Source organism: Mycobacterium gordonae (assembly GCF_017086405.1).
In the GTDB taxonomy this organism is placed as follows: domain Bacteria; phylum Actinomycetota; class Actinomycetes; order Mycobacteriales; family Mycobacteriaceae; genus Mycobacterium; species Mycobacterium gordonae_D.
In genome coordinates this window covers 4,266,488-4,278,220 of the sequence record NZ_CP070973.1, presented here as the reverse complement: position 1 = coordinate 4,278,220, position 11,733 = coordinate 4,266,488, and the positions used below count along the sequence as shown (strand labels likewise).

The 11,733-nt window shown below is 66.4% G+C and carries 12 protein-coding genes; 10 read left to right on the top strand and 2 right to left on the bottom strand.

Annotation, left to right across the window (positions count from 1 at the left end; all coding sequences use genetic code 11):
- Positions 1-18: 18 nt before the first annotated feature.
- Both JX552_RS18250 and pimB read left to right on the top strand, forming a co-directional pair.
- A complete protein-coding gene (locus JX552_RS18250) occupies positions 19-843 on the top strand; it encodes a gluzincin family metallopeptidase (protein ID WP_205873381.1) in 825 nt (274 codons plus the stop codon).
- A 107-nt stretch (positions 844-950) separates the two neighbouring features.
- Entirely contained in the window at positions 951-2,105 is a 1,155-nt protein-coding gene (gene pimB, locus JX552_RS18245; protein WP_205873380.1) for a GDP-mannose-dependent alpha-(1-6)-phosphatidylinositol monomannoside mannosyltransferase, read from the top strand.
- Here pimB and JX552_RS18240 read toward each other — a convergent pair.
- Positions 2,090-3,892, bottom strand: coding sequence for an AMP-dependent synthetase/ligase (locus tag JX552_RS18240; protein WP_205873379.1), 1,803 nt, complete (start codon positions 3,890-3,892; stop codon positions 2,090-2,092). The genes pimB and JX552_RS18240 overlap by 16 nt on opposite strands.
- A gap of 173 nt (positions 3,893-4,065) precedes the next feature.
- Here JX552_RS18240 and JX552_RS18235 point away from each other — a divergent pair, with 173 nt between their 5' ends.
- The 5 genes from JX552_RS18235 (at position 4,066) to JX552_RS18215 (ending at position 7,491) form a co-directional block, all read left to right on the top strand.
- Positions 4,066-4,455, top strand: coding sequence for a polyketide cyclase / dehydrase and lipid transport (locus JX552_RS18235; RefSeq protein ID WP_205873378.1), 390 nt, complete (start codon positions 4,066-4,068; stop codon positions 4,453-4,455).
- Positions 4,456-4,565: 110 nt separating this feature from the next.
- On the top strand, positions 4,566-5,000 hold the full coding sequence (locus JX552_RS18230; protein ID WP_205873377.1) for an SRPBCC family protein: 435 nt from the start codon (positions 4,566-4,568) through the stop codon (positions 4,998-5,000).
- On the top strand, positions 4,997-6,259 hold the full coding sequence (locus JX552_RS18225; RefSeq protein WP_205878530.1) for an ArsA family ATPase: 1,263 nt from the start codon (positions 4,997-4,999) through the stop codon (positions 6,257-6,259). Before JX552_RS18230 ends, JX552_RS18225 begins: the two co-directional genes overlap by 4 nt.
- On the top strand, positions 6,256-6,645 hold the full coding sequence (locus tag JX552_RS18220) for a hypothetical protein (RefSeq protein ID WP_205873376.1): 390 nt from the start codon (positions 6,256-6,258) through the stop codon (positions 6,643-6,645). Before JX552_RS18225 ends, JX552_RS18220 begins: the two co-directional genes overlap by 4 nt.
- Before the next feature lie 96 nt (positions 6,646-6,741).
- Positions 6,742-7,491: a lysophospholipid acyltransferase family protein gene (locus JX552_RS18215; RefSeq protein ID WP_205873375.1), complete on the top strand. Its 750-nt coding sequence runs from the start codon at positions 6,742-6,744 to the stop codon at positions 7,489-7,491.
- A gap of 32 nt (positions 7,492-7,523) precedes the next feature.
- On the opposite strand, the gene JX552_RS18210 is transcribed toward JX552_RS18215, so the two are convergent.
- Complete coding sequence (locus JX552_RS18210) at positions 7,524-8,801, bottom strand: glycosyltransferase 87 family protein (RefSeq protein ID WP_205873374.1); 1,278 nt, start codon at positions 8,799-8,801, stop codon at positions 7,524-7,526.
- 103 nt (positions 8,802-8,904) lie between these two features.
- On the opposite strand from JX552_RS18210, the gene JX552_RS18205 reads away from it, so the two are divergent.
- Genes JX552_RS18205 through JX552_RS18195 form a run of 3 tightly spaced genes read left to right on the top strand, consistent with a single transcriptional unit; the run spans position 8,905 to position 11,727 of the window.
- Positions 8,905-9,768 (top strand): hypothetical protein, encoded by an 864-nt coding sequence (locus tag JX552_RS18205; protein WP_205873373.1) that lies wholly within the window; start codon positions 8,905-8,907, stop codon positions 9,766-9,768.
- Between the two features lie 30 nt (positions 9,769-9,798).
- Positions 9,799-10,290, top strand: coding sequence for a polyadenylate-specific 3'-exoribonuclease AS (locus JX552_RS18200; RefSeq protein ID WP_205873372.1), 492 nt, complete (start codon positions 9,799-9,801; stop codon positions 10,288-10,290).
- 48 nt (positions 10,291-10,338) lie between these two features.
- Positions 10,339-11,727 (top strand): class II 3-deoxy-7-phosphoheptulonate synthase, encoded by a 1,389-nt coding sequence (locus JX552_RS18195; RefSeq protein WP_205873371.1) that lies wholly within the window; start codon positions 10,339-10,341, stop codon positions 11,725-11,727.
- Positions 11,728-11,733: the final 6 nt, after the last annotated feature.

Genomic DNA, 11,733 nt, shown 5'->3' with positions numbered 1-11,733 from the left:
CTGGTCCGGGCGCGGGTCTTGCTGACCTGTGTCTTCACGGCTGAATTGATCGCCGCGGTCGTGATCTCGGGCCGCGAGCGCGCTTCCGAGCCAGTGCCGGCCGTTGCCGGCGCCGAACCCGTGACGACGATCTCTCCCATCGGTGACCGTGTCGTGCGACTGGTCAGCCTGGGCGGGCCGCCGTCTGACCGCCTGCTGTCGCGGGCTGCCGCTGATCTCGGCAGCGCGATTGACGCGGTCGTAGGTTTCTGGGGCGCCGACTGGACGCATGAGATCGCGCTGGTCGCGACCGGATCCGACGGGCAATTCCAGCAGTCCGCCGGTGGCGGCGCATCCTCGCAGTGGGCGGACATCGCCGCGGTGACCGTGGCCGAGCGCGTCGATCCAGTGGCCCGGACGATGGAAGATGCCCGCATCGTGCTGGCGCCCGGCGCGACTCACATGACTGCGCAAGCGCTACGAATAGTGCTCGGCCATGAGCTTTTCCACTATGCCGCTCGGGTGGACACCGCCTTGGACGCGCCGCGCTGGCTCACCGAAGGGGTGGCCGATTATGTCGCCCGGCCGCAGACGCCGCTGCCCGCCGATGTGCCAGCGCAGTCGTTGCCCGCGGACGGCGACCTCGACACTCCCGGCCCGCAACGCTCGTTGGCCTATGACCGTGCGTGGTGGTTCGCCAGGTTCGTGGCTGACACCTACGGGCCCGCCAAATTGCGCGAACTCTATCTCGCCGCGTGTGGCGTCGGACATGCCGATCAGCCCAGCGCCTTCACCGCCGTACTCGGTGTCGATGCGGCCGGTCTGCTGCCGCGCTGGCAGCGGTGGATGACCAGCCACGCCTGATCTGTTCCTGTTTTCTCTCCGCGAACGTGCACTCCGGTACGACGACACGCCGGGGCGACCGGCATTCCGCGCACGTTCGGCGGGAAACAGCCCGCTAACCTCACGGGGTGGCCCGGGTCCTGCTGGTAACCAACGACTTTCCCCCCCGACGCGGAGGTATCCAGTCCTATTTGGGGGAGTTCGTCAACCGGCTGGCCGACTCCGGGTCGCACAGCGTGACGGTGTATGCGCCAAAGTGGAAGGGCGCCGAGGCTTTTGACGATGCGGCCAAAGCGGTGGGATATCGGGTGGTGCGCCACCCCACCACATTGATGCTGCCGGTCCCCACCGTCGACGCCAGGATGCGCCGGCTGATCGCAGAGCGCGACATCGACACCGTCTGGTTCGGCGCCGCCGCCCCGCTGGCGCTGCTGGCGCCGCGCGCCCGGCAGGCCGGCGCCAAACGTGTACTGGCCAGCACCCACGGCCACGAAGTGGGCTGGTCGATGCTGCCGGTCGCGCGATCAGTGCTGAGAAGCATCGGCGATCACACCGACGTCGTGACCTTCGTCAGCCGCTACACCCGATCAAGGTTCGCGCCGGCGTTCGGGCCCAATGCCGCGCTGGAGTATCTGCCACCCGGCGTGGACAGCGACCGGTTCCGGCCCGACCCCGCCGCGCGGGCCGAACTGCGCCGCCGCTATCGGCTGGGCGAGCGGCCCACCGTGGTGTGTCTGTCGCGACTGGTGCCCCGCAAAGGACAGGACATGCTGATCAGGGCCCTGCCATCGATCCGCCGGCGCGTCGAGGGTGCGGCGCTGGTCATCGTCGGCGGCGGGCCCTACCTTGAGACTTTGCGCAAGCTCGCACGTGACGGCGAGGTGGAAGACCACGTCACCTTCACCGGCGGCGTTCCCGCAGACGAGCTGCCCGCCCACCACGCCATGGCCGATGTGTTTGCGATGCCCTGCCGTACCCGCGGTTCCGGGATGGACGTCGAGGGCCTGGGCATCGTCTTCCTGGAAGCGTCTGCCGCCGGCGTTCCGGTGGTGGCCGGTGACTCCGGCGGAGCTCCGGAAGCGGTGCAGCACAACAAGACTGGACTGGTGGTCGACGGCAACTCGGTGGACGAGATCGGCGAGGCCGTCACCGAGCTGTTAATCGACCGCGACCGCGCCGCCGCAATGGGCGCCGCCGGGCGCGAATGGGTCCGCAGCGAGTGGCGCTGGGACCTGCTGGCCGACCGGCTGGAAAAGCTGCTCGGTACTCAGTCCTTCGAGTAGATCGCCTCAATGTCGGAGGCGAACTTTTCGGCCACCACGTTGCGCTTCACCTTCATCGTCGGGGTCAGCTCGCCGGTGTCCTCGGTGAAGTCGACGGGCAGGATGCGGAACTTGCGAATCGACTCGGCGTGGGAGACCTGCAGGTTGGCCTGCTTGACTGCCGCGTCGATCTCGGCGACCAGATCCGGATCGGTGGCCAGGTCGCCGACCGTCGCAGCCGAGGCCTTGCGATGGTGGTGCTTCCAGCCCTCGAACGCTTCGGGGTCGATGGTGATCAGTGCACCGATGAACGGCTTGGCGTCCCCGACCACCATCGCCTGGCTGATCAGCGGGTGTGCCCGCAATTGATCTTCCAGCACGGCGGGTGCGACGTTCTTTCCACCGGCTGTGACGATGAGTTCCTTCTTGCGACCGGTGATGCTGACGAAACCGTCTTCGTCGACGGCGCCGAGATCGCCGGTACGGAACCAGCCGTCGGTGAACGCGTCCTCGGTGGCTTGCTCGTTGCGCCAATAGCCGCTGAACACGACGCCGCCGCGCACCAACAGTTCCTTGTCCTCGGCGATTCGCAGGCTGTTGCCCGGCACCAGCTTGCCCACAGTGCCGATCTTGAGGCCGTTGATCTGGTTCACCGTGATCGCCGCACTGGTCTCGGTGAGGCCGTAACCCTCGAAGATGGTCACACCCACACCGCGGTAGAAGTGCCCCAGTCGCGCGCCCAGCGGAGCTCCCCCGGAGACGGCGGCGTGGCATTCACCGCCCAGTGCGTTGCGAAGCTTGCCGTAGACCAGTCGGTCGAACAGCGCGTGCTTGGCGCGCAGCACCAATCCGGGCCTGCCGTTGTCCTGGGCCCGGCTCCAATCGACCGCCGTCTGCGCAGCTGCCTTGAAGACGGGGCCTTTGCCATCATTGGCGGCGTTCTGCTCGGCGGTGTTGTACACCTTCTCGAATACCCGTGGAACCGACACCACCACGGTCGGTTTGAACTCCGCCAGCAGCGGAAGCAGGTTCTTGATGTCGCTGGTGAATCCGACGGTCACTTTGCTGGTGAAAGCCGCGAGGGTGAGCGCGCGGGCCAGAACGTGGGCGAGCGGGAGGAAGACCAGCAGGCGTTGGCCCTCGCACAACAACGTCGGCAGGCACTCGCCAGTGCCGCGGATCTCGTGCAGGAGATTGGAATGGGTCAGTTGGCAGCCCTTGGGCCGGCCGGTGGTGCCAGAGGTGTAGATGAGGGTCGCAGGGGCATCGGAGCGCAGTCCCTCCTGCCGCGCCGTGAGTTCGGCCGCATCGACCGACTCGCCGGCCTGCACCAACTGGTCCAACGCCTTGGGGCCGGAGCCGTTGATGTGCAGCACGCGGCGCAGTGCGGGCAGATCACCGGTGATCTCTGTGACGATCGCGGCATGCGCGTCGGTTTCGGCGAATGCCAGCACCGCCTCGGAGTCCTGCAGCACCCAGCGCACCTGCTCAGCTGAGGATGTTTCGTAGATCGGCACCGTTACCGCGCCCACCGACAGGATCGCCAGATCCAGGATCGCCCATTCGTAGCAGGTGGCCGAGAAGATCGAGACCCGGTCGCCGGGTTGTACTCCCAGCGAAATCAGACCCAGTGCGGCGGAACGAATCTGGTTGGCAGCCTCGGCGCAGGTGACGTCCGTCCAGGCCCCGTCGACCCGTCGACGGTAGATCACGTAGTCGGGATCGTTGCGCTCATGCTCGTAGACCACCGCCGCGACGTTGTCGTGGTCGTAGACGGAAAAGCGGGCCGGAACACTGTACTGACGCACTCTGATTACCTCGCTTGACCCTAGGGTGGCGCTTCTTGCCGGTCGGCTTGCTGTTGACCAGCCTATCCGTGACATTCGCGCAGCCCGGTGACGGCCGGTCGGGGTCCGGTGCGATTGCCGGAAGGTCGAGGGCTGCACCGTTGCCGAGCGGGCGGGTATGTGAAGCTGAGGCGATGAACAGCATCCAGATTGCCGACGAAACCTACGTCGCCGCCGCTGGCGCACTGGTCGGGGCCGCAATCGCAGATCGGTCGCAGTGGCGCCGCTGGTGGCCGGACCTGCAGCTGAAGGTAACCGAGGACCGCGCCGACAAGGGCATCCGATGGGCGGTCAGCGGTCCGCTGACGGGCACCATGGAGGTCTGGCTGGAACCGTCGATGGACGGGGTGATCCTGCATTACTTCCTGCATGCCGAACCGACCGGGGTCTCGCCATCAGAACTGGCCAGGCTCAACCTGGCGAAATTGACGCACCGTCGCCGCGTGGCGGGCAAGAATATGGCGTTCGAGGTGAAAACGACACTGGAACGGGCGCGTCCCGTCGGGAGTTCTCCGGTAGTTTAACCGGGTCAAGGTTGGCATCAAGATGGGCCAGAGAGAGTACCGTTTCTGCCGGGAGATCTGGGGCACTCCCGCAGGTGGCCGGGGTTTGACCGGGAAAGGGAAGCAGCCAAGTGGCGGACAAGACGAACCAGACGATCTACATCGACGCGGATCCAGCTGAGGTGATGAAGGCGATCGCCGACATCGAGTCCTACCCGGATTGGATCAATGAATATAAGAAAGTCGAAGTCCTCGAGGCCACCGACGACGGGTATCCCAAGAAGGCGCGGATGTTGATGGACGCAGGGATCTTCAAAGACACCCTGATCATGAATTACGAGTGGCCGGCCGACCGTCAGTCGCTGAGCTGGACGCTGGAATCCAGTTCGCTGCTCAAGTCGCTCGAGGGCTCCTACATCCTGGCGCCCAAGGGTTCTGGCACCGACGTCACCTATGAACTAGCGGTCGACCTGGCCGTTCCGATGATCGGGATGCTCAAGCGCAAAGCCGAACGCAGGCTGATCGACGGCGCGTTGAAGGATCTGAAGAAACGAGTCGAGGGCTGAGTGATTCCGTTCCGCCTACCGCGGCCCGGATCAGCCTCTTTGTCGGCAAGGGCGGGGTAGGGAAATCCACCCTGGCGTGCGCGACCGCGGTTTGCGATGCCGGCGGTGGTCAGCGCGTGCTCGTGGTCTCGACCGACCAGGCACACTCGCTGGGTGACGTCCTAGGCATTTCGGTTCCCCCGGTCGGCAACGGCGAACCCGTGCGCGTGCACGCCGACGACTCGGAGGTCGGCGGCGGATTCCTCGACGCGCTGGCTTTGGACACCCTGGCACTGCTGGAGGACCGCTGGCGCGATGTCGTCGGTGCCCTGGACGCCCGATTTCCCGAATCCGAACTGAGTCGCATTGCGCCTGAAGAACTTTCGGCGCTACCCGGGATCCAGGAAGTGCTCGGATTGCACGCCGTCGGCGAGCTTGCGACGTCGGGTCGGTGGGATCACGTCATCGTCGACTGCGCGTCGACGGCCGACGCGCTGCGGATGTTGACCCTGCCGGGCACGTTCGGGCTGTATGCCGAACGCGCGTGGCCGCGCCACCGCCGGCTCAGCATCGGTGCCGACGACTCGCGCTCGGCCGCGGTTGTGCAACTGCTGGAACGGACCAGCGCCGGCGTTGATCGGCTCAGCTCGCTACTGACCGATGGCGAGTTGGTCAGCGCACACCTGGTGCTCACACCCGAGCGGGTGGTCGCAGCCGAGGCCGCCCGCACGCTGGGATCGTTGGCGCTGATGGGTGTGCGGGTCGAGGAGTTACTCGTCAACCAGGTGCTGGTGCGCGACGAAACCTACGAGTACAGCAGCCTGCCCGACCACCCCGCGTTCTACTGGTACGCCGAACGGATCGCCGAGCAACGCGCGGTGCTCGAAGAACTCGACGCCACCATCGGCGATGTCGCGCTGGTGCTGGTGCCGCACCAGGCGGGAGAGCCGATCGGGCCCAAAGCATTAGGCGGTCTGCTCGACAGTGCCCGGCGGCGCCGCGGTGCGGCCCCGCCGGGGCCGCTGCACCCCGTCGTGGACCTGGAGTCAGGGACGGGGCTGGAGTCCGTGTACCGAATGCGGTTGTCACTGCCGCAACTCGACGCCAAATCGCTGGCCCTGGGCCGCTCCGACGACGACCTGATCATCAGTGCGGGCGGTGTGCGGCGGCGGGTTCGGCTAGCCTCTGTGCTGCGCCGGTGTACGGTGCTCGACGCTCATCTGCGGGGCAGTGAATTGACTGTCCGTTTTCAACCCGATCCGGAGGTATGGCCGAAGTGAACAGGGCTCATACCGATGTCGGCCCCGAGCTGCGCAGGCTGGCCCAGGCGATTTTGGACGGCATCGACCCGGCCGTGCGGGCGGCGGCCGGGATGGCGGCGGGTGGCGCGCCCGGCAAGTGCCAGCAGGTGTGGTGTCCGGTGTGCGCGCTGGCCGCGGCGGTCAGCGGTGAGCAACACCCGTTGGTGACGGTCATCGCGGACCACAGCGTCGCGTTACTGCAAGTGATTCAGTCCATCGTCGACGACATCGATCGCTCGGCGGTGCCGCCGGCGGATGAGGCCGGTGAATCCGACGGCGCCGGCGAACCGCCCGCCCCGGCCACAAACGGCAAGCCCACCACCAGGATCGGTTACCAGGCCATCCCCGTTACGCTGCAGGAGTAAGCCGGCACCGGGCCGGGTCTCGCGAGGTGGTCGCAGCCAGCGCGGGTGGGTACAGTTGGCGCAGACACCAACGGGTGTGGGCGAGAGGGAGGGCCAATGTGGTACTACCTGTTTAAGTACGTCCTCCTAGGTCCGTTGCTGTCCCTGATCGGCCGTCCCAAAGTGGAAGGGCTGCATCACGTTCCGAGTTCCGGCCCGGCGATCTTGGCCAGCAATCACCTGGCGGTGATGGATAGTTTCTTCTTGCCCCTGGTAGTGCGGCGCAGGATCACGTTCCTCGCCAAATCCGAGTACTTCACCGGTACCGGGATCAAGGGCTGGTTCAATCGCTGGTTCTACACCGCTGTCGGACAGGTACCGATTGACCGCACCGACTCCGAAGCCGCTCAGGCCGCGTTGCAGACCGCCGAGCAGGTGTTGGGTCAGGGCAAATTGCTGGGCATGTATCCAGAAGGCACCCGCTCACCGGACGGGCGGCTCTACAAGGGCAAGACCGGCCTGGCGCGCCTGGCCCTGCAGACGGGCGTTCCCGTGATCCCGGTCGCGATGATCGGCACCGATGTGGTGAACCCGCCCGGCACGACGCGGCTGCGCTTCGGCCGGGTCACAGTCCGCTTCGGCAAGCCGATGGACTTCTCCCGGTTCGACGGACTGGCCGGGAATCATTTCATCGAACGCGCCGTCATCGACGAGGTGATGTACGAGCTGATGGGCCTGTCCGGTCAGGAGTATGTCGACATCTACGCCGCCAGCGTCAAGGACGGCAGCGCCGAGAACGGCGACACGAAGGGTTCCGAACCGGAATCGTCGGTTGCCGCCAGGATCCCGGAGACCGCTGCCGGTTGAAGGCCGGTTGAAGGCCGGTAGCGCCGGTCGCGTTAGGCGGCCGCGACGGGCGTGCGTTCGCGAGGTGCCGACCGCGTCGAGGGGATCGCAGCGGTGACCGTGAAGCCGGCGACAACGATGACGGCAAGTGCCCACCAGACGTAGGACATGCCCAGTAGCTGGCGCCACCAGTTCGCCGTCGTCTCATGGTGCTTGGGCAGCAGGTCTATCGGCGACCAGTGCATCAAGGCCAGCCCCACCACGGTGACCACCCCCAGAGCGGCGTTGCGGCGGCGCCAGGCCAGCACCCCGGTCACGAGCACCGCCGGCAACATCCACACCCAGTGGTGCGACCAGGACACCGGAGAAACCACCAAGCCGAACAGCGCGACGCAGATCACTGCCAGTGTCGGCTCGCCGGCTCTGAGTACCCGGCGCATCGCCCAGATGGTTATGGCCAGTACCACCAGGCAGGCGAGAACCCACAACGGAAAACGCTCGTGCTGATCCAGTCCCAGCCGGGCCAGCGATCCCGCAATGTTCTGGTCGGTGTTCAGCGCCGCTTCACCGATGCGGTCGGTGTGTTGCAGAGTGCTGGTCCAGTATTCGCAGGAGTCCCGCCAGGCCAACAGGAAGCCCAGCACCGTTGCGCCCGCGAAGGTCGCCACCGACGTCAGGGCGGCCCGGTTGTCGCGGCGCAGCAGGAAGTACAGCAGGAACACTGCTGGGGTGAGCTTCAGCGCGATCCCCAGACCCAGCAGCAGGCCGCGCGGCCATGGTGTGCGCCGGGGGAAGCAGTCGGCGATCACCAACGTCATCAGCACGGCGTTGATCTGGCCGAAGGCGAAGTTCGACGTGATCGGTTCCAGCCAGATCGAGGCCAGCGCGACGACGACGACGGTCAACCACAGCCGCCGCAGCCACGCCGGGCCGGGCAGCAGGGTTGACTCGGCCCACACCTCGAGGCAGGTCAGCACGATCGTCGTGGACACCAGGAGCACCACCAGCGTCAGCGCGGTGATCACGACGCTGGCCACCGGCATCCCCATCCAGGCGAATGGACTGAACGCGATGGCGGCCAGCGGCGGATAGGTGAACGGAAGATCCACGATGGGTGTGTGGAACATCACGTTGCCGGTGTAGAGCGGGCGCCCGTCCAGCCATGCCTGCCCGCCCATCTGATACACGTCGATATCGATGCGGTAGGGAATGTGGCCGAACAGTTGCCAGCACGTGTGGGTAAGTGCCAGGGCGGCAAGCAGCCAGAGCAGGCACCATAGCGAAACCCGCCCAAGTCGACTGCCCACCCCGGGCGACCGCAATTTACTCATGTCTTCTCATTTTCAGGAGACAGCCTAATCGTAATTTCGGCTCGTCTTGCCCGCACAGCGCGGCTTGCGGGTGCGGCGTGCCGGTCGGGCGTAGCTTTTTTGAGTGCACCACTGGTTGCAGCACGACATCATCGACCGGGGTCGGCTTCCGCTGCTGTGTTGTCTGGTCGCTTTCATCCTGACGTTCTTCGTCACCCGCTCGTGTGTGCGCTTCATCCGCCATCGGTCCGACAGAGACCGGCCGGCGCTGTGGTGGCAGCCGCGCAATATTCACATCGGCACGGTCCACATCCACCATGTGGCCTTCGGGGTGGTGCTGGTGATGCTGTCCGGGCTCACCCTGGTGACCCTGGCCGTCAACGGCCAGGAACCGCAACTCACATTGGCGGCCATACTTTTCGGAGTGGGCGCCGCGCTGGTGCTGGACGAGTACGCGCTGATCCTGCACCTGTCCGATGTCTACTGGGAGGAAGACGGCCGCAGTTCGGTGGACGCGGTGTTCGCCGCGATCGCGGTGGCCGGACTGTTGATGCTGGGTCTGCACCCGTTGATGTTCGTATTGCCCATCCGCTACGACGGTGACTGGGTGAACCTGCAGAGCACGCTGATCTCGGCCCTGGTGGTGACGCTGCCGTTGGCCGTGATCGTACTGCTCAAGGGCAAGGTGTGGACCGGATTGCTCGGCATGTTCATCGTCGTGCTGCTGATCATCGGAGCGGTACGGCTGTCCCGTCCGCATGCCCCGTGGGCGCGATGGCGTTACACCGCCCGGCCGGCGAAGATGCGGCGAGCCCTGGCGCGCGAACGCAGGTTGCGGCGCCCGGTGGTGCAGGCCAAGCTCTGGCTACAGGGCGCGATTGCTGGAACTCCGCGACTGCCCGACGTGCGCACCGTCGATGCGCAGCTGGATCTCGAGGTGCACCCCGCGCCGCCACCGGACACCGGGCCCATCCGGATCGGTGGCTAGGCAGGCAACCTGCGCAACTAAGCTGCGGCGGTGCGGTACTTCTACGACACCGAATTCATTGAGGACGGCCGCACCATCGAGCTGATCTCGATCGGGGTGGTGGCCGAAGACGGCCGGGAGTACTACGCCGTGTCCTCCGAATTCGACCCCGGGCGAGCCGGCAATTGGGTGCGGACGCACGTGCTGCCGAAACTACCGTCGCCCTCGTCTCAGCTGTGGCGCTCGCGCCGGCGGATCCGCGCTGATCTGGAGCAATTCCTGGGCATCCGCGGCTCGGAGCCCATCGAGCTGTGGGCCTGGCTGGGGGCCTACGACCACGTCGTTCTCTGTCAGCTGTGGGGAACGATGCCCAATCTGCCTCGCGCAATCCCGCGATTCACCCGGGAGCTGCGCCAATTGTGGGAGGACCGCGGATCCCCACGGTTGCCACCCCGGTCTGCGGATGCGCACGATGCACTGGTCGATGCCCGGGATCAGTTGCGCCGCTTCCAGATAATCACTTCCGCCGACGGGGCGGGCTAGCGGCGTTCGCCCTGATCAGCCGGGAACGGCCACAGTTACCATGGACCGATGAACTGGACCGTCGATATTCCGATTGACCAGCTGCCGCCGTTGCCGCCGCTGCCTGCCGACCTGCGGGCGCAGCTCGACGCCGCCCTGGCCAAGCCGGCCGCCCAGCAGCCCAGCTGGGACGCCGATGAAGCGGCGGCCATGCGCAAGGTGCTCGAAAGTGTGCCACCGGTAACGGTGCCTTCAGAGATCGTCCGGCTGCAGGAGCAACTCGCGCAGGTGGCCCGGGGCGAGGCATTCCTGCTGCAGGGTGGCGACTGCGCGGAGACATTCACCGACAACACCGAACCGCACATCCGCGGCAACATCCGCACGCTGCTGCAGATGGCCGTGGTACTCACCTACGGCGCCAGCATGCCGGTGGTCAAGGTAGCCCGGATCGCAGGCCAGTACGCCAAGCCACGGTCGGCTGACATCGACGCGCTGGGTCTGAAGTCCTACCGCGGTGACATGATCAACGGCTTCGCTCCCGACGCCGCGGTCCGGGCCCATGACCCGTCGCGGCTGGTGCGCGCCTACGCCAACGCCAGTGCCGCGATGAACCTAGTGCGCGCGCTGACGTCGTCGGGCTTCTCCGCCCTGCACCTGGCACACGACTGGAACCGTGAGTTCGTGCGCACGTCACCCGCCGGGGCGCGGTACGAGGCGCTGGCTTCGGAGATCGACCGCGCCCTGCGGTTCATGAGCGCCTGCGGGGTGGCCGACCGCAACCTGCAGACCGCCGAGATTTACGCCAGCCACGAAGCCCTCGTGCTCGACTATGAGCGCTCCATGCTGCGGCTGTCGGACGTGGAGGACGGCGAGCCGCAACTGTACGATCTGTCGGCGCACACGGTCTGGATCGGCGAGCGGACCCGCCAGCTCGACGGCGCCCACCTGGCGTTCGCCGAGGTGATCGCCAACCCGATCGGCGTCAAGATCGGTCCTACTATGACCCCCGAGCTGGCCGTGGAATACGTCGAGCGGCTCGACCCGCACAACAAGCCCGGCCGGCTGACCCTGGTGAGCAGGTTGGGCAACAACAAGGTGCGCGATGTGCTGCCACCGATCATCGAGAAGGTTCAGGCGGCGGGCCACCAGGTGATCTGGCAGTGCGACCCCATGCACGGCAACACCCACGAGTCCTCGACGGGTTACAAGACCCGGCACTTCGACCGAATCGTCGACGAGGTGCAGGGGTTCTTCGAAGTGCACCGCGCGCTGGGCACCCACCCGGGCGGCATCCACGTCGAGATCACCGGCGAGAACGTCACCGAATGCCTTGGTGGGGCACAAGACATCTCGGACACCGACCTGGCGGGGCGGTACGAGACGGCGTGCGATCCGCGGCTGAACACCCAACAGTCGCTGGAGCTGGCCTTCCTGGTCGCGGAGATGCTGCGCGACTAGACGCGG